Here is a 20252-nt window from a genome sequence, read left to right as displayed (position 1 = left end):
ACGACCACGGTGACACCGCACGCGAACGCCGCTCGGCCACAGCGCCGGGCACGCACGACAGGACCGGCCGGGACGGCCACGACCCCCGGCTCGGGATCCCGCGCATCCTGCGCCGACGCGCCCGCTGGGTCTCTGCCCGGCTGCGCCATCCACGCATGTAGGACGCACACGCGGGACGGGCACCCGGGACGCGTGCGGGACCCGCGCGCGGGGACGGATCACGGATCCAGGAGCGGCGCCCCCGGCCCCGTACGGGTCAGAGGGCGCAGCCCTGGGTGTCCACGCGGCGCTCGGCGGTCTTCCCGATGCGGATGTCCTCGCGGATCTCGTCCGCGGTCAGGGCGTAGCCGGTGTTCGGGTCGTCGAGGGACTTCGCGAAGACGACTCCGTAGACCTTGCCTTCGGGCGTCAGCAGCGGGCCGCCGGAGTTGCCCTGGCGGACGGTCGCGTACAGCGAGTACACGTCGCGGCGGACGGTGCCCCGGTGGTAGATGTCCGGGCCGTTGGCGTTGATCCGGCCGCGCACGCGGGCCGCGCGGACGTCGTAGGCGCCGTTCTCCGGGAAGCCGGCGACGATCGCGTCGCTGCTGCTCGTCGCGTCCTTGTCGGTGAACTCCAGCGCCGGGGCCTTCAGCCTGGGCACGTCCAGGACGGCGATGTCGCGCTCCCAGTCGTAGAGCACGACCTTGCCGTCGTAGAGCTTGCCCTCGCCGCCGATCTGCACGGTCGGCTCCACGACCCCGCCGACGACGTGGGCGTTGGTCATCACCTTGCCGGGTGCGAAGACGAAGCCGGTGCCTTCCAGGACCTTGCTGCAGCTGGGCGCGGTGCCGACGACCTTCACGATGGAGAGCTTGGCCTGCTGGGGGACCCCGCTGCGGGCGAGCGCCGGGTCGGGCGCCTTCACCTCGGTGATCGGCTCGTTCGAGAACGGGCTGAAGACCTGCGGGAAGCCGTTGCGGGCGAGCGTGGAGGTGAAGTCGGAGAACCAGGTGTTCGCCTGGTCGGGCAGCACTCGCGACACCCCGAGGAGCACCTTGGAGTTGCGGACCTCCTTGCCCAGGGTGGGCAACGAGGTCCCGGCCAGCGCGGAGCCGATCAGCCAGGCCACGAGCAGCATGGCGACGACGTTCACCAGGGCGCCGCCGGTGGCGTCCAGCGCGCGGGCGGGCGACCAGGTGATGTGGCGTCTGAGCCGGCTGCCCAGATGGGTGGTGAGCGCCTGGCCGATGGAGGCACAGATGATGATCACGACGACGGCGATCACCACGACGGTGGTGGACACCTGAGTGCCGTTGTCGGTCACCCGGTCCCAGATCAGGGGCAACAGGGACACGGCGATGAGACCACCGCCGAGGAAGCCGATCACCGACAGGACGCCGACGACGAACCCCTGGCGGTAGCCGACGATCGCGAACCACACGGCGGCGACCAGCAACAGGATGTCCAGCACGTTCACGAGGGTCACCGTCTCATGCGTGCCAGTCGAGCGGCACGTGACGTGAGCGGTCCCACGGTCGCTCCCAACCCGAGAAGTGCAGGATCCGGTCGATGACACCGGCGGTGAAACCCCAGACCAGAGCGGATTCCACGGTGAATCCGGGCCCCTCGTGCCCGCGCGGATGGACCACGGTGACCCGGTGGGCGGGGTCCGTGAGATCCGCCACGGGCACCGTGAAGACCCGGGCCGTCTCCGCCGGGTCCACCGCGCCGACCGGCGAGGGCTCGCGCCACCAGCCCAGCACGGGGGTCACGACGAACTCGCTGACCGGGATGTAGAGCCTGGGCAGCACCCCGAAGAGCTGGACCCCGGCCGGGTCCAGGCCGGTCTCCTCCTCGGCCTCGCGCAGGGCGGCGCGCAGCGGGCCGGTGGTGTGCGGGTCGCCGTCCTCCGGGTCCAGGGCACCGCCGGGGAAGGAGGGCTGCCCGGCGTGCGAGCGGAGGCTGCCGGCCCGCTCCTGGAGCAGCAGCTCGGGGCCGCGCGGGCCCTCGCCGAAGAGGACCAGTACGGCGGACTGCCGGCCGCGGCCGTCCTCGGGGGGCAGGAAGCGGCTGAGCTGGCGCGGCCGGACGCTCCGGGCGGCCTCCACGACGGGGTCGAGCCAGGCGGGCAGACCGGCCGTCGTGAGGGCCAGGCCGTCGCCCTCCCGGGCGGCTGCCGTGGTCTCGTCCTGCGTACCGCGCGTCATGGGCACCCCTGTCCGCGTTCCTCTGTCGACACCGTCTCCACACCGCTGAACGCGGTCCGGGTCCGGATTCGTTCCGCCGGGGGCGCGTGCGGCGCCCACCGCGCGCCCCCCGGGGGCGCCTGCCGCTGGGGCCGGCCGGGCCCGGCCGCCGTAGCGCCCGACCGGCCGCGCTCAGGGCTCCGTACGGGCTCCCAGCGGCGGCGCCGGGAGGCCCGGGTAGTCCGGGGGCGGGGAGAGGCGCTGGCCCGGGTAGCCGCCCTTCTCGTACTTCAGCAGCTTCTTCGCCTTCTCCGGGTCCGTCTCGCCCTCGCCGTAGGCCGGGCAGAGCGGGGCGATGGGGCAGGCACCGCAGGCGGGTCTGCGGGCGTGGCAGATGCGGCGGCCGTGGAAGACCACGCGGTGGGAGAGCATCGTCCACTCGCTCTTGGGGAAGATCGCGCAGATCTCCGCCTCGACCTTCTCCGGGTCCTCCTGCTCGGTCCACTTGAAGCGGCGCACCAGTCGGCCGAAGTGGGTGTCGACGGTGATCCCGGGGACCCCGAAGGCGTTGCCGAGCACCACATTGGCCGTCTTGCGGCCGACTCCGGGCAGGGTGACGAGATCCTCGATCCGGCCCGGGACCTCACCGCCGAAGTCGTCGCGCAGCGCCTGCGAGAGGCCGAGCAGCGACTTCGCCTTCGCCCGGAAGAACCCGGTCGGCCGGATGATCTCCTCCAGCTCCTCCGGTACCGCCTCGGCCATGTCCTCGGGGGTCGGGTAGGCGGCGAAGAGGGCCGGGGTCGTCTGGTTCACGCGCAGGTCGGTGGTCTGCGCGGAGAGGACGGTCGCGACGAGGAGCTCGAACGGATTGCGGAAGTCCAGCTCCGGATGGGCGTACGGGTAGACCTCGGCGAGCTCGCGGTTGATGCGGCGGGCCCGGCGGACCATCGCCAGACGGGATTCCGGCTTCGCCGCCGACGGTTTCTTGGCCGAACCTTTGCCCAACGGGACAGGTCGGACCTTTTCGGACGCCTCTGGTTGGGCTTGTTCGCCCACGGCTGAATTGAGGGCCGCCGTCACTCCCGCGGACCCCTTGGCCTGTGCTCTCACCGGCTTATTGGACACCCGACCAGCCTAAGGCCGGGCGCCGACACCCGCCCGGACCTCAGGTAACACCACCCCGATCGGCCTCTCGCCGCACAGCACACCCATCCGTCCGGCATCCTTGTGATTGATCGCACTGTTTGAGCCGTCCGGCAAAATGGGGAGCGGTCCCCACTGGCTGGTCGACATAGGAGAGAGACTCGTGGACGACGTTCTGCGGCGCGCCCCGCTCTTCGCGGCGCTCGATGACGAGCAGGCCGCGGAGCTCCGCGCCTCCATGGCCGAGGTGACCCTCGCGCGCGGCGACGCCCTGTTCCACGAGGGCGACCCCGGTGACCGGCTGTACGTCGTGACCGAGGGCAAGGTGAAGCTCCACCGCACCTCCCCCGACGGCCGCGAGAACATGCTGGCCGTCCTCGGCCCCGGCGAGCTGATCGGCGAGCTGTCGCTGTTCGACCCGGGACCCCGCACCGCCACCGCCACCGCCCTGACCGAGGTCAAGCTCCTCGGCCTCGGCCACGGTGACCTCCAGCCGTGGCTGAACGCCCGGCCCGAGGTCGCGACCGCGCTGCTGCGCGCCGTCGCCCGGCGCCTGCGCAAGACCAACGACCAGATGTCCGACCTGGTCTTCTCCGACGTTCCCGGCCGTGTCGCCCGGGCGCTCCTCGACCTGTCGCGCCGCTTCGGCGTGCAGTCGGAGGAGGGCATCCACGTCGTCCACGACCTGACGCAGGAGGAGCTGGCCCAGCTCGTCGGCGCCTCCCGCGAGACCGTGAACAAGGCGCTGGCCGACTTCGCGGGCCGTGGCTGGCTGCGCCTGGAAGCGCGTGCCGTGATCCTGCTGGACGTGGAGCGGCTCGCCAAGCGCTCGCGCTGACGCGGCCTTCGGGTCTTCGCGGAGGGGCCCCGTCCGGGTACGGACGGGGCCCCTCCGTCCGTTTCCGGCGCGGGACCCCCGGGACGGGACACCGGACCGTGAATACCGGCCGGTCAGGGCCGGGGGCGTGCAGAGTGGGGCCATGGAGCGCAGAGGGCTGGACGCGTACGGCTACTTCGAGCGGGAGGGGTCCCTCGGGCGGGTCCAGCCCGAGTTCGCCGGCCCGGTCGCGGCCGCCCGCGCCCGCGTCGCGGAGGCGTACGGGCGCCGGCTGCACAGCGCCTACCTCTACGGCTCCGTACCGCGCGGGACGGCCCGGCCGGGGCGCAGCGACCTCGACCTGCTGATCGCCCTGCACCGGGAGCCGGGCGACGAGGACCGGGACACCGCCGAGGTGCTCGGGCGCGGCCTCGACCAGGACTTCCCGCAGATCGACGGGGTCGGCATCCTGCTGTACGGCAAGGAGCGGCTGCTGAGCGAGCAGGAACGTTACGACCTGGGCTGGTTCCTCGCCTGCCTGTGCACCCCGCTGCTCGGCGACGACCTGGCCGAGCACCTCCCCCGGTACCGGCCCGACGCCCTGCTCGCCCGCGAGGCGAACGGCGACCTGGCCGCCCTGCTCCCGCGGTGGCGGGCCCGGTTCGAGGCCGCCTCGGAGCCCGCCGAGTTCCTCAGGATGAACCGGTTCTTCTCACGGCACCTGGTGCGGACCGCCTTCACCCTGGTCATGCCCCGGTGGGGCGGCTGGACCAGCGACCTCGCCGAGTCCGCGGAGATCTTCGGCGCGTACTACCCGGAGCGGGCCGCACAGCTGCGGCGCGCCGCCGTCGTGGCGCTGGACCCGGTCGACGATCCGGCCGTGGCGCGGGCCTACCTCGACGACCTCGGACCGTGGCTCGCGGACGAGTACACGGCCCGGCTCGGGACGAAGACGCCGCGCGCCTAGGACTTCGCCCCCGCCCGGGCCCGCTGAGGCCTTCACCCAAGCCCTCGCCCGGGCCCCGCTGAGGCCTTCGCCCAAGCCCTCGCTCAGGCCCTCGCTCAGGCCCTCGCCGCCGGACTTTCCCGCCCGGGCCTCTCCTGGGCGCTCGGGGCCGCCGGGTCCCCGAGGGACTCGACCGCCCGCTTGGCCTGCGCCAGCCCCGCGCCCGTGATCCCGCGGTAGACCTTGATGGCCGAGATGGTGCGGCCCTCGCGCATCAGGGCGCGCACCTCGTCCATCCCGGCCGGCTCGGGCTCCTCGATGCCGAAGTGGTCCAGGACCAGGCCCAGGCGGCGCTCCAGCCGGTCGGCCCTGTCCTCCAGGGCCCGCACCTTGAGGTTCAGGGTCGAGGTGATCCAGCCGGCCGTCGCGAGCAGCGCCAGCGTCAGGAACAGCGTGTTCATTCGGGTCCCCCCGGGATCAGTCCGTGATCGCGGAGGTACTCGAGCTGGGCCTCGACCGACCACGTGGCGGCCGGCCACAGCGAGCGGTCCACGTCCGCGTACACGTGGGCGACGACGGCCTCCACCGTGGTGAAACCGTTCTCCACCGCCGTCTCGACCTGTGCGAGGCGGTGCGCCCGGTGGGCGAGGTAGAACTCGACGGCGCCCTGCGCGTCGTCCAGGACGGGCCCGTGCCCCGGGAGGACCGTGTGGACCCCGTCGTCGACGGTCAGGGAGCGCAGACGGCGCAGGGAGTCCAGGTAGTCGCCGAGGCGGCCGTCGGGATGCGCGACGACGGTGGTGCCGCGGCCGAGGACCGTGTCGCCGGTCAGGACGGCGCGGTCGGCCGGCAGGTGGAAGCAGAGCGAGTCGGCGGTGTGCCCGGGGGTGGCCACCACCCGCAGCTCCAGGCCGCCGGTGCGGATGACGTTCCCGGCGGCCAGGCCCTCGTCGCCGAGGCGCAGCGCGGGGTCGAGGGCGCGGACCTTCGTACCGGTGAGCTCGGCGAAGCGGCCGGCGCCCTCGGCGTGGTCGGGGTGGCCGTGGGTGAGGAGGGTCAGCGCGACCCGTTTTCCGGCCTGCTCGGCGGTGGCGATGACGGCCCGCAGGTGCGCCTCGTCGAGGGGGCCGGGGTCGATGACGACGGCCAGATCGGAGTCGGGCTCGGAGACCAGCCAGGTGTTGGTGCCGTCCAGGGTCATGGCCGAGGGGTTGGGCGCCAGGATGTTGACCGCGCGGGCGGTGGCGGGCCCGGAGGTGACGATTCCGCGCGGCTGGCCGGGGAGGGCCGCTGCATCGCTCATGCGGAGCCTCCGTGGGTGACGCGCTTGGTGAACTCGTCGTGGCCCGGCCAGCTGAGCACCACCACGCCGTCCTCCAGCGAGGCCTCGGCCAGGACCGGGGTCAGGTCCCGCTCACCGGCCGCGGCGAGCGCGTCGGCGGCGCTGCCGTACGGCTCCAGGGAGCGCAGGGTGGAGATGGTCGGCGGCATCATCAGCAGCTCGCCCTTGTCGTACCCGGCGGCGGCCTCGGCGGGGCGGATCCAGACGGTTCGGTCGGCCTCGGTCGAGGCGTTGCGGGTGCGCTGGCCCTCCGGGAGGGCGGCCACGAAGAACCAGGTGTCGTAGCGGCGCGGCTCGAACTCCGGGGTGATCCAGCGGGCCCACGCCCCGAGCAGGTCGGAACGCAGCAGCAGGCGGCGCCGGTCGAGGAACTCGGCGAAGGACAGCTCGCGCGCCACGAGGGCCTCGCGGTCGGCCTCCCAGTCGTCGCCGGTGGTGTCGCCGACGACCGTGTCCGGGGTCTCGCCCGCGAGCAGGACCCCGGCCTCCTCGAAGGTCTCGCGCACCGCTCCGCAGACGATCGCCTGGGCGCCGGCGGCATCCGTGCCGAGGCGCCGCGCCCAGAGCTCCAGGCCGGGTCCGGCCCAGCCGATGCGGTGGTCCTCGTCGCGGGGGTCGACGCCGCCGCCGGGGTAGGCGTACGCGCCGCCGGCGAAGGCCATGGAGGAGCGCCGGCGCAGCATGTGCACGGCCGGACCGGCGGTGGTGTCACGGAGCAGCATCACGGTGGCGGCGCGTCTGGGTTCCACCGGGGTGAGGGCCCCGTCCGCGAGCGCGCGGATGCGGTCCGGCCACTCCGGGGGGTACCACTGCCCTCCCGCGGGCGGCTGGCTGGGCGAGGGCTGACCGTGCTGACCATTCGGCATGGCGGGATGCTATGGCCATCCGGCCCGATGTTCGAGGCCCCGGCCTCAGCCAGGCGGATCTTGAACCTTGGCCCTTCCTGACGGCCCCGCCCCGGCGGACGCGGCTGCGCGGAGCCGACAGGGCGCCCGGGGCGCCCTGCCCCGCGAGCGGCCATGCCGGAAGATCCGGCCCTGCGCGGCCGCGCGCCGCGGGGTCCGGGCGTCAGGAGGCGGTCAGCTCGACCTGGATCTCGATCTCGACCGGCGCGTCCAGCGGAAGCACCGCAACCCCGACCGCGCTGCGCGCGTGCACGCCCTTGTCGCCGAGCACCGCGCCCAGCAGCTCGCTCGCACCGTTCAGCACGCCCGGCTGCGCCGTGAAGTCGGGGGCCGAGGCGACGAAGCCGACGACCTTCACCACACGGGCGATCCGGTCCAGGTCACCGGCCACGGACTTGACGGCGGCCAGCGCGTTGAGCGCGCACGTCGCCGCCAGCTCCTTCGCCTGCTCCGCGGAGACCTCGGCGCCGACCTTGCCCGTCACGGGAAGCTTGCCCTGCACCATCGGCAGCTGGCCCGCGGTGTACACGTACGCGCCCGACCGGACCGCCGGCTGGTACGTGGCCAGCGGCGGGACGACCTCGGGCAGGGTCAGGCCGAGCTCGGCGAGCCGGGCCTCGACGGCGCCGCTCATGCCTTCTCCCGCTTGAGGTAGGCCACCAGCTGCTCGGGGTTGTTCGGGCCGGGCACGACCTGGACGAGCTCCCAGCCGTCCTCGCCCCAGGTGTCCAGGATCTGCTTGGTGGCGTGAACCAGCAGGGGGACCGTCGCGTATTCGAACTTCTTGGTCATGGGGGCGAGCGTAATGCCTGAGCGGGAGTGGTTAGGCTCGGACGCTGTGAGCAGGCTCCAGGTGGTCAGCGGCAAGGGCGGCACCGGCAAGACCACGGTCGCCGCGGCACTCGCGCTGGCCCTCGCGCGCGAGGGCAGGCGGACTCTTCTCGTGGAGGTCGAGGGCAGGCAGGGCATCGCACAGATTTTCGGCGCGGAAGCGCTCCCGTACGAGGAGCGGAAGATCGCCGTCGCGCCCGGCGCGGGCGGAGGTGAGGTGTACGCGCTCGCCATCGACGCCGAGCGGGCGCTGCTGGACTACCTCCAGATGTTCTACAAGCTGGGCTCGGCGGGCCGCGCCCTGAAGAAGCTCGGCGCGATCGACTTCGCGACGACGATCGCGCCCGGTCTGCGGGACGTCCTGCTGACCGGCAAGGCGTGCGAGGCGGTCCGGCGCAAGGACAAGGCCGGACGGTTCGCCTACGACCACGTGATCATGGACGCGCCGCCGACCGGGCGGATCACCCGCTTCCTGAACGTCAACGACGAGGTGGCGGGGCTGGCCCGGTTCGGGCCGATCCACAACCAGGCGCAGGCCGTCATGAAGGTGCTCAAGTCCCCCGACACGGCCGTGCACCTGGTGACCCTGCTGGAGGAGATGCCCGTCCAGGAGACGGCGGACGGCATCGACGAGCTGGTGGCGGCGGGGCTGCCCGTCGGCCGGGTGATCGTCAACATGGTGCGCCCGCACCACCTCGACGAGGACACCCTGCGCGCGGCGGCGGACGGCCGCCGCGCGGAGATCGCCAAGGCCCTGTCCCGGGCGGGGCTGGGCGGTGCGCGACGGGGCGGGCTGGCCGAGCGGCTGGTGGAGCCGCTCCTCACGCAGGCCACCGAGCACGCGAGCCGGGTCGAGCTCGAGCGGGAGCAGCGCGCGGTGCTGGCGGGGCTGCGCGTGCCGACGTACGAACTCCCCTTGCTCGGCTCGGGGATGGAACTGGCCGGGCTGTACGAGCTGGCGGCGGAGCTGCGCAAGCAGGTGGGCGCCGAATGAGCGAGGGCGGGGAGAGCATGGGGCTGGACACGCCGCAGCGGCTGGCGGTCGACGCGCTGCTGGACGACCCGGGGACGCGGATCATCGTGTGCTGCGGTGCGGGCGGGGTCGGCAAGACCACGACGGCCGCGGCGCTGGGCGTACGGGCGGCCGAGCGCGGGCGGCGGGTGGTGGTGCTGACCATCGACCCGGCGCGCAGGCTGGCCCAGTCGATGGGGATCGACTCGCTGGACAACACCCCGCGCCGGGTACGGGGCATAGAGGGCGGCTCCGGCGGCGACGGCGAACTGCACGCCATGATGCTGGACATGAAGCGGACCTTCGACGAGATCGTCGAGTCGCACGCGGACGCCGAGCGGGCCCGGGCGATCCTGGCGAACCCCTTCTACCAGTCCCTGTCGGCCGGCTTCGCGGGCACGCAGGAGTACATGGCGATGGAGAAGCTGGGGCAGTTGCGGGCCAGGGACGACTGGGACCTGATCGTCGTGGACACCCCGCCGAGCCGGTCCGCGCTGGACTTCCTCGACGCGCCGAAGCGGCTGGGGTCGTTCCTGGACGGGAAGTTCATCCGGGTGCTGATGGCTCCGGCGAAGGTCGGCGGCCGGGCGGGGATGAAGTTCCTCAACGTCGGCATGTCGATGATGACCGGCACGCTGAGCAAGCTGATGGGTGCCTCGCTGCTGAAGGACGTACAGACCTTCGTGGCGGCGATGGACACGATGTTCGGCGGGTTCCGGACGCGCGCGGACGCGACGTTCCGGCTGCTCCAGGCTCCGGGCACGGCGTTCCTGGTGGTCGCGGCTCCCGAGCCGGACGCGCTGCGCGAGGCGGCGTACTTCGTGGAGCGGCTGGCCGCGGAGAGGATGCCGCTGGCGGGCCTGGTGCTGAACCGGGTGCACGGGAGCGACGCGGAACAGCTGTCTGCTGAGCGGGCGCTGGCCGCCGCGGAGAATCTTGAAGAGGGCGGCATTGTCGATCAGGAGTCCGGGAAGGCTGGACTTCGTGACGCCGCCGACGACGGCTCCCCCGGCATGAACGGCGCGGCTCACACGGGCGGGACGACCACTGACGCGGAGGGCACGGCCGCTGACACGGAGGGCACGGCCGGTGTGGACGACGTGGACCAGATCACGGCGGGACTGCTGCGCCTGCATGCCGAGCGGATGCAGGTGATCGCGCGTGAGCAGCGCACACGCGACCGTTTCACTTCTCTTCACCCCGAGGTGGCGGTGGCCGAAGTGGCCGCCCTGCCCGGCGATGTGCACGACCTCGCCGGGCTGCGGGCCATCGGAGAGCGACTCTCGGCCGGGGTTCCGGCCGGAGCATAGGCGTGCGTACGAGGGGTGCCGACGCGGTGCCCGGGTGGTTACCCGGCTGCCGCGTAGGTTTCGTACGTCACGTCGATCTCCGCGTCGACATCCACGGTGAGGATGCCCGTACTGCGCTCGTACTCCGTGCGGGCGGTTTCGAGCAGCCGTCGCCACGAGGTGACGGTGGGACGCCTGCGCAGCAAGGCGCGTCGTTCCCGCTCGGTCATGCCGCCCCACACTCCGAACTCGACGCGATTGTCGAGTGCGTCGGCCAGGCACTCGGTCCGCACCGGACATCCGGTGCACACCGCCTTGGCCCTGTTCTGTGCCGCTCCTTGAACGAACAGTTCATCCGGATCGGTAGTGCGGCAGGCTGCCTGCGCACTCCAGTCGGTAACCCAGCCCATCCCGGTGCCGTCCTCTCCCGAATCGAGGCTCCCCCACGGCGGTAGCGGCATATTCACCGCTGCCAGTTGAGGACGTTACGGAAGGTGGACACAGTGCAACACCCCCGACGGGCCCAATCTTGAATGGTCCGAACGGACTATGGGTAAGCGGCAGATCACCCGACGGAGTGATCCGGCGACATGCCCGGCCATTCCGGCGATTCGGGTGAAATCGGGGAGGCTCCGGTAAGCGGCCGTCAGAGGGAAGGGCGGGATTCGGACATGAGTCCACCCCATTCGGGGAGGGTGAAAATCAAGCCGAGGGGTTGATGTCGCACCGCGCTGCTGTGACAGTTGGGGACAGCTTAGGCCAAGGCATTCGCGCGTGTCCGGCGAATGAGAACGTAGGCTGCCCTCTATGGGAAAGAAGCGCTCGGGCGCAGGGCTGACGGGGCCGCAGCAGGCCGCCAAGTTCCTCGGTGTGTCGGTTCTCTCCGGAGTCGTACTTGCCGGTATCGCGATCCCGGGCGCCGGTGCGCTGGGCCTCGCCGCCAAGGGCACGGTCGAGGGTTTCGATGAGATCCCGGCCAATCTGAAGACGCCTCCGCTGAGCCAGCGCACCACGATTCTGGATGCCGAGGGTGGCTTGATCGCCACCGTCTATTCACGGGACCGTCAGGTCGTGCCGCTCACGGCCATGTCGCCGTACATGCAGAAGGCGATCGTCGCCATCGAGGACTCTCGTTTCTACGAGCACGGCGCCGTCGACCTCAAGGGCATCCTGCGCGCGGTGAACCGCAACGCGCAGGAGGGCGGGGCGGCGCAGGGCGCCTCCACGCTCACGCAGCAGTACGTGAAGAACGTCTTCGTCGAGGAAGCCGGAGACGACGAGACGAAGGTGCGCGAGGCGCAGGAGAAGAGCCTCGGCCGCAAGATCCGCGAACTGAAGTACTCGATCCAGGTCGAGGAGGAGCTCGGGAAGAAGAAGATCCTCGAGAACTACCTCAACATCACCTACTTCGGGCAGGGGGCGTACGGGATCGAGTCCGCCTCCCAGCGCTACTTCAGCAAGCCCGCCAAGGACCTGACGCTGGAGGAGTCGGCGCTGCTGGCCGGCCTCGTGCAGTCGCCGAGCCGGTACGACCCGGTGAACGACAGCCAGGAGGCGATGAAGCGCCGCAACGTCGTCCTCCAGCGCATGGCCGACGTGAAGGACATCTCGCAGGCCGAGGCGGACGAGGCGAAGGCGAAGCCGGTCACGCTGAAGGTGACCCGGCCCAAGAACGGCTGCATCACCGCAGTCAAGGGCGCCGGGTTCTTCTGTGACTACGTGCGCGCCACCTTCCTCTCGGACCCGGTCTTCGGCAAGACCCGCGAGGAGCGGGCGAAGGTCTGGAACCAGGGCGGCCTGACCGTCCGCACCACCCTGGACCCGCAGTCCCAGGAAGCCGCCAACGCCTCGATCAAGGACCACGTCAACGAGGACGACTCGATCGCCACGGCCGTGACCATGGTCCAGCCGGGCACCGGGCGGGTGCTGGCGATGGGCCAGTCCAAGCCGTACGGCTTCGGGAAGAACGAGACGCAGATCAACTACTCCGTGGACAAGCGGATGGGCGGCTCGAACTTCGGCTTCCAGGTGGGCTCCACGTTCAAGCCGTTCATCGCGGCCGCCGCCATAGAGCAGGGCATGGAGCCGACGAAGGTCTACTCGGCCCCGAACAAGATGGAGTACCCGAGCCCGGTGTCGCGGTGCTCCGGCCCGGCCTGGCAGAACGTGCCGGTGGGCGGCAAGCGGGAGACGGCCGAGAACGAGACCCGGGACGAGGTCGGCCCGTACGCGCTGAGGACGGCGATGGAGAAGTCCATCAACACCTACTTCGTGCAGATGATCTCGGACATCGGGCTCTGCCCGGTGATGGAGATGACGCAGAAGCTCGGAGTGGCCCCGGCCGACGGTTCGAAGCTGCCCGAGACACCGTCCATCGCGCTCGGCTCCGCCGAGATGTCCCCGCTGACCATGGCCAACGCGTACGCGGCCTTCGCGAACCGGGGCGTCCACTGCACCCCGATCGCCCTGGAGTCGATCACCGACGCCCACGGCAAGGCGCTGGCCGTGCCGAAGACCAAGTGCGACCGGGCGATGTCCGAGGACACCGCCGACACCATCAACCACCTGCTGCGCGGGGTCGTCGACTCCGGCACCGGTGAGCGGGCGGGCCTGACCGACCGCGACAACGCGGGCAAGACCGGCACCACCGACAACCGCTACAACGCCTGGTTCGTGGGCTACACCCCGAACCTGTCCGGCGCGGTGTGGGTCGGCTCCGGCGGTTCGAAGAAGATCTCGATGGAGGACATCACCATCGGCGGCCAGTACTACCCGAAGGTCTTCGGCGGTGGTCTGCCCGGCCCGATCTGGAAGGACGCGGTCACCGGCGCGCTGTCCGGCCGCGAGGCCCCGAGCTTCGCGCAGGTCAGCGTCCCCGAGCCCTCGGTCGGGGGCGGCGGCACCGGGAACGGCAACGGCGGCAACAACGGCGGCCGGGGCGGCACGACCCCGCCGGCCACCCCCCGCAAGCCCGGCAAGCCCACCCGGCCCGGCGGCGACAACAAGCCCGGCGGCACCCGCACCGGCGGCACCACCACCGGGTCCACCGGCGGCGGGACCGTCACCGGAGGCGGCGGCCAGACCCCCGAGATTCCGACCGACCCGGTCGTCCCGGTGGAGCCGGGCCTGATCGGCGGCCGCGAGACCCCGTAGGCGCACGGGCGGGGCAGAACGAAGGGGAGGGCCCCGGTCGGTGATCCGACCGGGGCCCTCCCCTTGGTCCCTGCTGGTCCCTACTGGTCCCTACGAAAGCTGCTTCTTGACGGCGGCGGCGACCCGGCCGCCCTCCGCCAGACCCGCCACCTTCGGGTTCACGATCTTCATGACGGCGCCCATGGCCCGCGGCCCCTCGGCACCCGCCGCCCGGGCCTCCTCGACGGCCTGCGCCACGATCGCGGTCAACTCGTCATCACTGAGCTGCTTGGGCAGGTAGGCGTCCAGGAACTCGCCCTCCGCCGTCTCCCGCGCGGCCTGCTCGGCGCGGCCGCCCTGGGCGAAGGCATCCGCGGCCTCGCGGCGCTTCTTCGCCTCCTTGGCGATCACCTTGAGGACTTCCTCGTCGGAGAGCACGCGCGCCTCCTTGCCCGCGACCTCCTCCTTGGTGATGGCGGCGAGGGTCAGGCGCAGGGTGGACGAACCGAGTTCGTCGCGCGCCTTGATGGCGGTGGTGAGGTCTTCCTGGAGCTTGGCCTTGAGCGTGGTCATGCCCCTGAGTCTGCCAGGTGCCGGGGCCGTGGCGCCCACCCGTTTTCCGGGTCTGCGACGATGGGGGCATGCGTGCGCGTTACGGAGTCCCCCTGAAGGTGACCGCCTCCATCGCGGCGGTGGGGGCCGCGGGTGTGGCCTATGCCGCCGGTTTCGAAGCCCGGTCCTTCCGGCTGCGCCGGATCACGGTCCCGGTACTGCCCGCCGGGACGCGGCCGCTGCGGGTCCTACAGGTCTCCGACATCCACATGGTCTCCGGCCAGCGCAAGAAGCGCGCCTGGCTGCAGTCCCTGGCGGGCCTGCGGCCCGACTTCGTGGTGAACACCGGCGACAACCTCTCCGACACGGAGGGCGTGCCCGAGCTGCTCGACGCGCTGGGCCCGCTGATGGACTTCCCCGGCGTGTACGTCTTCGGGTCGAACGACTACTACGGGCCGCGGCTGCGCAACCCGGGGCGGTACCTGATCGAGAAGGCGCAGGGCCGGCACGGGCTGAACGGCAACAAGCCGGTCGTCGGCGCCGTCCACAACCCGTGGGAGGGGATGCGGGACGCCTTCGACGCGGCGGGCTGGCTGAACCTCACCAACACCCGGGCCCGGCTGAAGGTCGACGGGCTGGAGCTGGCCTTCACCGGGCTCGACGACCCGCACATCAAGCGGGACCGCTACGAGCGGGTCGCGGGCGGCCCGGAGGCGGACGCGGACTTCTCGATGGCCGTCGTGCACGCCCCGTACCTGCGGGTGCTGGAATCCTTCACGGCCGACCGCTACCCCCTGATCCTCGCCGGGCACACCCACGGCGGTCAGCTGTGCGTCCCCTTCTACGGGGCGCTGGTCACGAACTGCGACCTCGACACGAAGCGGGTGAAGGGCCTCTCCACGTACGAGGCCCAGGGCCAGCGCGCCTACCTCCACGTCTCGGCCGGCTGCGGCACCAACCGCTTCACCCCGGTCCGCTTCGCCTGCCCTCCGGAGGCGACTCTCCTGACCCTGGCCCCGAAGGCCTGACCACGCGGGCCGGGCCCGCGCGAAACCGGATTTCGTCTCAGGCCGAGGGTCCGCTAAAGTAATCGATGTCGCCAGGACAGCAACACTTCAGGGCGACGATCGGGGTGTAGCGCAGCTTGGCAGCGCGCTTCGTTCGGGACGAAGAGGTCGTGGGTTCAAATCCCGCCACCCCGACTTCGTAAGACCAGGTCAAGGGCTTGATCCGCATCGCGGGTCAGGCCCTTGAGTGGTTTACGGGCCGTGTCTGGGGAGCCAGTGGGAGAGCCGGGCTCGGAGCCCGGCTGCCCCGCCCCTTCTTGATCTACGCGGGACCGTTGAGGGCCTCGCCGGCGGGCGGCCCCGACCCCCGGAGGGCGGAGCCGGCTCCCTTCAGGCGAGATCGTCGAGGGTGTCGGGAGTTTCGGCCAGCTGGACCCTCTTGGTGATCTGGGGCATCTTCTCGCCCGGGGAGCGGCGCAGGAGTTTCAGTTCGCGGTCCTCCACCCAGGCGTTCCAGGACTTGAGGTAGTAGAGGAGGTGCTCGCGCGAGTCATCGGCCTTGCGGTGCCGCTTGCCGGCCGCGAGGCCCAGGAGGGTGTTGCGCAGAGTGAGCCGGGGATCCCACTGGGAGAGTCCCGCTCCGGTCATGAGGCCGTCGAGCCACGGGCTCTGGTCCACGTCGGGCCGTTCCCGGCAGGTGATGTACCAGCCGATCGAGGCGGCCGTCACCGTGATCTTCATGCCCCTGTTCAGCTGGATGCCGTGGTTGACGGCGTCCCGCATGTCGGGGTGCTCCGCGAGGATGCCGAGCAGCTGGTCGTTGGAGACGAGGGACGACGCTCCCGACCATCCCAGGTCGGGCTGTGTGAGGTAGAGGTGCAGGCCGCGCAGGGCTGCCGCCAGGTGCGTGCTGTTGACCTCGCCGGCGAGGGAAAGGGCGTCCCGCCCGGTGCGCTTGCGGCCGGTGTCCATGACGGTGAAGGAGGCCCTCGGCACACCGAGCGTCACCATCATCTCGACCGGGATCCCGGCCTTGAGCACGGCTTCCAGGCGGTGCTGACCGTCGATGAGGACGTCATCCTCGTCAAAGGCGATGCCCTGGTGAGTGAGCTGCCACTCGCCGCGCTCGATCGCCCGCGCCATCTGCGCGATCGTCTGCCGGCTGAGCGGCCGGTTGCTCGTGTTCTTCTTCAGCCACTCCTGGGCCAACTACGGCGTGATCTTTCGGATTTCCGAGTACACGGGTCCCCTTCCCCAGGCGCGGCAGCACATGCCGGCAGCACGGCTCAAATGCGCGTGCAGACAACGGACTTGATGCTAGCCGACACGCCTGACAGCGGGTGTGGGCGCCGTGGTTCCCACCCGGACCGGACCGTGGTCCGCGCCGCCCCGCACGCCGCACGGACCCCCTCTGACCTGCGGAGACAGAGGGGCCGTGCGGGTTGACACGGGAACCGCAGGGCGGTGGTACGCGCAGGAACGGGCTGCACGCGGTGCAACGGGTGTCGCGCGAGAGCTGCCGCACGCGTGAGCCGGGTGGAGGCGCCGACCATGGCGAAGGGGACCGGTCACGCGTCCGGCGCTCGGCGCGCTCCGCATCGGCGTCCGGGCGGCCGCGTGTGCGCTGGTCACGGACCGATTCCCGGTGGGCGTGGGTGGAGGCGGCGGGGCGTGCGTGTTGCGGCTGGTGGCGGTGGCCGGTGGTCAGCAGCCCCTGGGATGACACCGGTGGCCCTGGGGGGCATGGCCGCCAGGGCCGGACTGGTGCCGGGGTTGCCGCAGGTGTCAGGCCGAGGGGCGGGCGGGGTCGTAGAACTGCGCCAGGGCGGGGGCCAGGGCGGCCGGGTCCACGTCGTGGGTCTGGCCGTCCAGGGTGCGGTGGAGGCCGGCCGGCAGCAGGGCCGCGAGGGCGCGGGCGCCGGACTGGAGCCAGGGATCGCTCGCGCCGCCGCCGATGGCCAGTACGGGGATCCGTACGGCCGCCCAGCGGTCCGCCGGCAGGGGGCGGCCGGACATGGTGTCGCCCATGACGCGGGCGTCGTACGGGAGGGTGTGGGCCAGCGCCGCGAAGTGGCTCCAGATGCCGCTCTCGCGCATCTGCCCGACGAACTCGGCCGGGACGCCCACGGCGGTGGTCAGCATGAGGGTGACGGCGTCGTCGCGCCGGCCCTCGGTGATGGCCGCGTCCAGCTGGTCGGCGTAGTCGACGGGGACCGGCGGACGGCTGTCGTCGATGACGAACGGGGGTTCGTACAGAGCCAGTTCCTTCATCGGAACGCCGTGCGCGGCGGCCTCCAGAGCCAGGACGGCACCGGAGGACATGCCCATCACGCGTACGGGGCCGTCGAGTTCGGCGATGACGGCCGCCAGGTCCTCGATCTCGCGCTCCACCGCGTAGGGGGAGGTGTCGCCGCTGTCACCGCGGCCTCGCCGGTCGTACGTCACGACGGTGAACCGGTCGCCGAGGAGGCCCGCGAGCGTGGCCCACCTCGGGTCCTCCCGCACCTGGTAGGCGCCGCCCACGAGCACGAGGGCGGGACCCTCGCCGGTGCGGTCGTAGGCGATGACGGTTCCGTCGCGGGAAACGGCCTTCTGCACGGTGGGACCCCCTGAAGTCACATGTGGACGACGTCCACATCTCCCTCGTAGGCTATACCTGGAAGTTGACGCCGTCCACATATAGCGAGGAACCGAGCCCCATGCCTTCGGAAACCGAACCGCCACCGCCGCCCAAGCGCAGCACGTACCGCCACGGGAACCTGCGCAACGCGCTGCTCGAAGCCGCCCTGGAGCTGGCGCGCGAGGGCGGACCGGATTCCGTCTCGCTCCGCGAGGCCACCCGGCGCGCGGGGGTGTCGCCGAACGCCGCCTACCGTCACTTCGCCGACCGGGGCGCCCTGGTGCACGGGGTCTCGCAGGCCGCGATGGCCCGCGTGGCCCTGGCCATGGAGGCGGAGATCGACGCCCTGCCCGCCGCCCGGACCTCCGCCGAGCAGGCCCGGGCCCGCTTCCGGGCGGTGGGGACGGGCTACATCCGCTTCGCCGTGACCGAGCCGGGCTGGTTCCGGACGGCCTTCCACGTCCCGGACGACATGACGTACGCCGCCGACGCCACGGCCGCCGGGGCGGGCGGGCTCACGCCGTTCGAGCTGCTCAGCGCCTCACTGGACGCCCTCGTGGAGACCGGCGCCCTGCCGGACTCCCGCCGCCCGGGCGCGGAGTTCCTCGCCTGGTCGGCGGTCCACGGCCTGGCCTCCCTGATCATCGACGGCCCCCTCCGCGGCATCACCCCGGAGCAGGCGCACGACGCGGGCCAGGACGTGATCACCATGGTGGAGCGGGGGCTCTAGAGGGGGGCTTGCGGGGCGAGGTCCTCGAGGAGTTCGAGCCACAGGCCCATCGTGGGCGCCTCCGGCTTGTAGGGTCCGCGGCCGGGCCGGAGGGCCCGGTAGCGGCCCACGAGGAGCTCGGCGGCAGCCTCCGTCGCGGCGGGCAGCCGGAACGAGATGGCTTCGTCCCACCGGTAGTCGGACCGGAGGTCGTGGAGCGAGTCCAGGGGCAGCCGGCGGCACGCCATCCAGCAAATGAGGGCCGGAGCGTACTGGATCAGGTGCCCGTGTCCCTGCTTGAGCCGTCCGGGCAGGGAATGCAGCGTGGCCCGCGCCTGCTGCCAGGCTTCCATCGCGCGGACGACACCGAGCGGCGTCACTCCCGCATGGAAGAGCTGCCCGTACAGGTCGGAGCCGATGCCGCCCCACAAGACCTCACGCCCCTCGGGCGTGGCCGCCAGGTGCGCTGCTTCCGGGTGGCGCTGGGGCGCGAGGCAGGCCAGGGACTGGGTCACCTCGGCCATCGTGAAGTGCTCGCCACGTGGGCCTGTGGTGACGCCACGGCGTGGGTCGAACGTGCCTTTCTCCCAGTCCGCGTCCATCAGCCGGAGGACGTGGGGGCACCGGACGAGACCGTCTTGCGCCGTCGAAGGGTTCAGGTAACGATCGGCCGCGTCGTACAGGACCCGCGCTCGGCGGCGCTCCTTGCCGCAGAGGATCTCGACACGCAGAACGGCCTGCTCGAGGTCGGCGGTCGGCAGGCACCCGACGGCTTCCGCGATGATCCGGAGCCGCTGCAGCCCGTCGATGCACTCCGGCCCGATGACGTGAATGTGATCGGAGAACGCCCCCGGCTCGGGGACCAGCTCGACGGCCTCGGCGCCCAGCACGATCTGCCCCACGAATCCGAAGTCCGCCGGGCGGTGGCGCAGCATCGCGGCCAGCCCGAGGTTGGGTTCACTGTCCGCCAGGAACCCGCGCCGGGCCCGAAGCCGGCGCGCGCTGTCCACGGAGGCCGCGAGCGGGACCAGATCGGCCGCTCTCACATCGACGACCCAGCCACGGCTCAACTGCCCGAAGCTCAGTGGTCGAAAGGACAGTGTGGCAGCGTCCGAGAAGGGGTACTGCGCTGAGGGATGGGTGGGGTTCACGCACCCCTCAACGCGGCATCCGCGCGGGCGTCACGCGTCCAGGGGGTTGGCGGCTATGCGCTTGGCCGCGCCGGCCGCGACGTAGGCCGCCGCCGCACAGGTGGGCTTGCGGCTCGCCTGGTCCTCGACCAGGGCGAGGAAGGACGGGCCGAAGCCGAGGCGGGGATAGTGCTCCAAGAGGCCCGTCAGGAAGGACGGGTCGAAGTCGGCCACGCGCAGGCCCGACACGTCCGCGCTCGTGCCCACCTGGAGAAGGTGGCTCTCCACGTCCTGGGCGGCGGTGACGTCGTCCCGCATGTGCAGCACGATGACCTCTTCCGCGCGGGCGCGGCGGGCCGGGGGCCAGCCCAGGCCCGCCGTGAAGAGCCGGGCCACATGGCCGCCGGCCTCCTCGAAGGGCAGGGTGTGGCTGTCGAAGGGCGCGGTCAGGCCCAGGTCGTGGAGCAGGGCGCTGACATAGAGGAGCTCGGCGTCGTACGTGAGGCCGTGCACGCGCGCGTACTCGGCGCCGAAGGCGTAGGAGCGCACGGAGTGGTTGAGGAGGGCGGCGTCGGCGTACTCCGAGGCGATCTCGAAGGCCGAACGGGCGGTGTCCGAGTCAAGGTTGTGAAGGGTCCACGTCATGGAC

The 20252-nt window shown here is 71.8% G+C and carries 21 protein-coding genes and 1 tRNA gene; 8 read left to right on the top strand and 14 right to left on the bottom strand.

Annotation, left to right across the window (positions count from 1 at the left end):
- Nucleotides 1-256: 256 nt before the first annotated feature.
- From ACZ4WZ_RS15855 to nth, 3 genes are all read right to left on the bottom strand, one after another.
- Nucleotides 257-1459 carry a MarP family serine protease gene (locus ACZ4WZ_RS15855; protein ID WP_467890532.1) on the bottom strand — a complete coding sequence of 401 codons (1203 nt, stop codon included), beginning with the start codon at nt 1457-1459 and terminating at the stop codon, nt 257-259.
- 13 nt (nt 1460-1472) lie between these two features.
- Nucleotides 1473-2189 carry an NUDIX hydrolase gene (locus ACZ4WZ_RS15850; protein WP_467890316.1) on the bottom strand — a complete coding sequence of 239 codons (717 nt, stop codon included), beginning with the start codon at nt 2187-2189 and terminating at the stop codon, nt 1473-1475.
- A 171-nt stretch (nt 2190-2360) separates the two neighbouring features.
- Entirely contained in the window at nt 2361-3116 is a 756-nt protein-coding gene (gene nth / locus ACZ4WZ_RS15845) for an endonuclease III (RefSeq protein WP_467890529.1), read from the bottom strand.
- A 358-nt stretch (nt 3117-3474) separates the two neighbouring features.
- Between nth and ACZ4WZ_RS15840 the strand changes: the two genes are divergently transcribed.
- Both ACZ4WZ_RS15840 and ACZ4WZ_RS15835 read left to right on the top strand, forming a co-directional pair.
- Nucleotides 3475-4149, top strand: a complete 675-nt coding sequence (locus tag ACZ4WZ_RS15840; protein WP_007264960.1) for a Crp/Fnr family transcriptional regulator — start codon at nt 3475-3477, stop codon at nt 4147-4149.
- A gap of 142 nt (nt 4150-4291) precedes the next feature.
- Complete coding sequence (locus ACZ4WZ_RS15835) at nt 4292-5095, top strand: nucleotidyltransferase domain-containing protein (RefSeq protein ID WP_467890313.1); 804 nt, start codon at nt 4292-4294, stop codon at nt 5093-5095.
- A 95-nt stretch (nt 5096-5190) separates the two neighbouring features.
- Here ACZ4WZ_RS15835 and ACZ4WZ_RS15830 read toward each other — a convergent pair whose 3' ends face one another.
- The 5 genes from ACZ4WZ_RS15830 to ACZ4WZ_RS15810 all read right to left on the bottom strand — a co-directional run bounded on the left by ACZ4WZ_RS15830 (nt 5191) and on the right by ACZ4WZ_RS15810 (nt 8113).
- Entirely contained in the window at nt 5191-5535 is a 345-nt protein-coding gene (locus ACZ4WZ_RS15830) for a hypothetical protein (protein ID WP_467890310.1), read from the bottom strand.
- The gene (locus tag ACZ4WZ_RS15825; protein ID WP_467890308.1) at nt 5532-6377 is read right to left on the bottom strand and encodes an MBL fold metallo-hydrolase; all 846 of its coding nucleotides are present in this window, start codon (nt 6375-6377) and stop codon (nt 5532-5534) included. Before ACZ4WZ_RS15825 ends, ACZ4WZ_RS15830 begins: the two co-directional genes overlap by 4 nt.
- Nucleotides 6374-7282: an NUDIX hydrolase gene (locus ACZ4WZ_RS15820; protein ID WP_467890305.1), complete on the bottom strand. Its 909-nt coding sequence runs from the start codon at nt 7280-7282 to the stop codon at nt 6374-6376. Before ACZ4WZ_RS15820 ends, ACZ4WZ_RS15825 begins: the two co-directional genes overlap by 4 nt.
- 202 nt (nt 7283-7484) lie before the next feature.
- Complete coding sequence (locus ACZ4WZ_RS15815; protein ID WP_467890303.1) at nt 7485-7955, bottom strand: RidA family protein; 471 nt, start codon at nt 7953-7955, stop codon at nt 7485-7487.
- Entirely contained in the window at nt 7952-8113 is a 162-nt protein-coding gene (locus ACZ4WZ_RS15810; protein WP_007264966.1) for a DUF4177 domain-containing protein, read from the bottom strand. Before ACZ4WZ_RS15810 ends, ACZ4WZ_RS15815 begins: the two co-directional genes overlap by 4 nt.
- Nucleotides 8114-8159: 46 nt before the next feature.
- Here ACZ4WZ_RS15810 and bagA point away from each other — a divergent pair, with 46 nt between their 5' ends.
- Nucleotides 8160-9146 (top strand): ATPase BagA, encoded by a 987-nt coding sequence (gene bagA / locus ACZ4WZ_RS15805; RefSeq protein ID WP_467890299.1) that lies wholly within the window; start codon nt 8160-8162, stop codon nt 9144-9146.
- Nucleotides 9143-10474 (top strand): ATPase BagB, encoded by a 1332-nt coding sequence (bagB, locus tag ACZ4WZ_RS15800; RefSeq protein WP_467890297.1) that lies wholly within the window; start codon nt 9143-9145, stop codon nt 10472-10474. Before bagA ends, bagB begins: the two co-directional genes overlap by 4 nt.
- Before the next feature lie 38 nt (nt 10475-10512).
- Here the strand turns inward: bagB and ACZ4WZ_RS15795 are convergent, their stop codons facing one another.
- Complete coding sequence (locus tag ACZ4WZ_RS15795; protein WP_361602800.1) at nt 10513-10863, bottom strand: WhiB family transcriptional regulator; 351 nt, start codon at nt 10861-10863, stop codon at nt 10513-10515.
- Nucleotides 10864-11260: 397 nt separating this feature from the next.
- Here ACZ4WZ_RS15795 and ACZ4WZ_RS15790 point away from each other — a divergent pair, with 397 nt between their 5' ends.
- Nucleotides 11261-13606 carry a transglycosylase domain-containing protein gene (locus ACZ4WZ_RS15790; protein WP_467890294.1) on the top strand — a complete coding sequence of 782 codons (2346 nt, stop codon included), beginning with the start codon at nt 11261-11263 and terminating at the stop codon, nt 13604-13606.
- A gap of 90 nt (nt 13607-13696) precedes the next feature.
- Here the strand turns inward: ACZ4WZ_RS15790 and ACZ4WZ_RS15785 are convergent, their stop codons facing one another.
- Complete coding sequence (locus ACZ4WZ_RS15785) at nt 13697-14158, bottom strand: GatB/YqeY domain-containing protein (protein WP_388933441.1); 462 nt, start codon at nt 14156-14158, stop codon at nt 13697-13699.
- Nucleotides 14159-14226: 68 nt separating this feature from the next.
- Between ACZ4WZ_RS15785 and ACZ4WZ_RS15780 the strand changes: the two genes are divergently transcribed.
- Nucleotides 14227-15165: a metallophosphoesterase gene (locus ACZ4WZ_RS15780; protein WP_467890291.1), complete on the top strand. Its 939-nt coding sequence runs from the start codon at nt 14227-14229 to the stop codon at nt 15163-15165.
- A 100-nt stretch (nt 15166-15265) separates the two neighbouring features.
- A tRNA-Pro gene (locus ACZ4WZ_RS15775) sits at nt 15266-15339 on the top strand.
- A 195-nt stretch (nt 15340-15534) separates the two neighbouring features.
- On the opposite strand, the gene ACZ4WZ_RS15770 is transcribed toward ACZ4WZ_RS15775, so the two are convergent.
- Nucleotides 15535-16353, bottom strand: a complete 819-nt coding sequence (locus ACZ4WZ_RS15770; protein WP_467890287.1) for a hypothetical protein — start codon at nt 16351-16353, stop codon at nt 15535-15537.
- A 576-nt stretch (nt 16354-16929) separates the two neighbouring features.
- Nucleotides 16930-17742, bottom strand: coding sequence for an alpha/beta hydrolase (locus ACZ4WZ_RS15765; RefSeq protein ID WP_467890285.1), 813 nt, complete (start codon nt 17740-17742; stop codon nt 16930-16932).
- A 101-nt stretch (nt 17743-17843) separates the two neighbouring features.
- Between ACZ4WZ_RS15765 and ACZ4WZ_RS15760 the strand changes: the two genes are divergently transcribed.
- Entirely contained in the window at nt 17844-18494 is a 651-nt protein-coding gene (locus ACZ4WZ_RS15760; RefSeq protein WP_467890283.1) for a TetR-like C-terminal domain-containing protein, read from the top strand.
- On the opposite strand, the gene ACZ4WZ_RS15755 is transcribed toward ACZ4WZ_RS15760, so the two are convergent.
- Nucleotides 18491-19624, bottom strand: coding sequence for a hypothetical protein (locus tag ACZ4WZ_RS15755; RefSeq protein ID WP_467890281.1), 1134 nt, complete (start codon nt 19622-19624; stop codon nt 18491-18493). The two genes, ACZ4WZ_RS15760 and ACZ4WZ_RS15755, sit on opposite strands and share 4 nt — an antisense overlap.
- Nucleotides 19625-19654: 30 nt before the next feature.
- The gene (locus tag ACZ4WZ_RS15750) at nt 19655-20248 is read right to left on the bottom strand and encodes an HD domain-containing protein (RefSeq protein WP_467890279.1); all 594 of its coding nucleotides are present in this window, start codon (nt 20246-20248) and stop codon (nt 19655-19657) included.
- Nucleotides 20249-20252: the final 4 nt, after the last annotated feature.

Source organism: Streptomyces sp. NPDC029122 (genome assembly GCF_055569445.1).
This window is presented reverse-complemented; position numbering and strand designations above follow the sequence as displayed.

What these genes read in the sequence shown, in the direction of transcription:
- ACZ4WZ_RS15815 (WP_467890303.1), bottom strand. Translation starts at nt 7,955, where the DNA reads ATGAGCGGCGCCGTCGAGGCCCGGCTCGCCGAGCTCGGCCTGACCCTG.
- ACZ4WZ_RS15830 (WP_467890310.1), bottom strand. Translation starts at nt 5,535, where the DNA reads ATGAACACGCTGTTCCTGACGCTGGCGCTGCTCGCGACGGCCGGCTGG.
- ACZ4WZ_RS15780 (WP_467890291.1), top strand. Translation starts at nt 14,227, where the DNA reads ATGCGTGCGCGTTACGGAGTCCCCCTGAAGGTGACCGCCTCCATCGCG.
- ACZ4WZ_RS15760 (WP_467890283.1), top strand. Translation starts at nt 17,844, where the DNA reads ATGCCTTCGGAAACCGAACCGCCACCGCCGCCCAAGCGCAGCACGTAC.
- ACZ4WZ_RS15820 (WP_467890305.1), bottom strand. Translation starts at nt 7,282, where the DNA reads ATGCCGAATGGTCAGCACGGTCAGCCCTCGCCCAGCCAGCCGCCCGCG.
- ACZ4WZ_RS15850 (WP_467890316.1), bottom strand. Translation starts at nt 2,189, where the DNA reads ATGACGCGCGGTACGCAGGACGAGACCACGGCAGCCGCCCGGGAGGGC.
- ACZ4WZ_RS15790 (WP_467890294.1), top strand. Translation starts at nt 11,261, where the DNA reads ATGGGAAAGAAGCGCTCGGGCGCAGGGCTGACGGGGCCGCAGCAGGCC.
- ACZ4WZ_RS15825 (WP_467890308.1), bottom strand. Translation starts at nt 6,377, where the DNA reads ATGAGCGATGCAGCGGCCCTCCCCGGCCAGCCGCGCGGAATCGTCACC.
- ACZ4WZ_RS15795 (WP_361602800.1), bottom strand. Translation starts at nt 10,863, where the DNA reads ATGGGCTGGGTTACCGACTGGAGTGCGCAGGCAGCCTGCCGCACTACC.
- nth (WP_467890529.1), bottom strand. Translation starts at nt 3,116, where the DNA reads ATGGTCCGCCGGGCCCGCCGCATCAACCGCGAGCTCGCCGAGGTCTAC.
- ACZ4WZ_RS15785 (WP_388933441.1), bottom strand. Translation starts at nt 14,158, where the DNA reads ATGACCACGCTCAAGGCCAAGCTCCAGGAAGACCTCACCACCGCCATC.
- bagB (WP_467890297.1), top strand. Translation starts at nt 9,143, where the DNA reads ATGAGCGAGGGCGGGGAGAGCATGGGGCTGGACACGCCGCAGCGGCTG.
- ACZ4WZ_RS15835 (WP_467890313.1), top strand. Translation starts at nt 4,292, where the DNA reads ATGGAGCGCAGAGGGCTGGACGCGTACGGCTACTTCGAGCGGGAGGGG.
- ACZ4WZ_RS15750 (WP_467890279.1), bottom strand. Translation starts at nt 20,248, where the DNA reads ATGACGTGGACCCTTCACAACCTTGACTCGGACACCGCCCGTTCGGCC.
- ACZ4WZ_RS15810 (WP_007264966.1), bottom strand. Translation starts at nt 8,113, where the DNA reads ATGACCAAGAAGTTCGAATACGCGACGGTCCCCCTGCTGGTTCACGCC.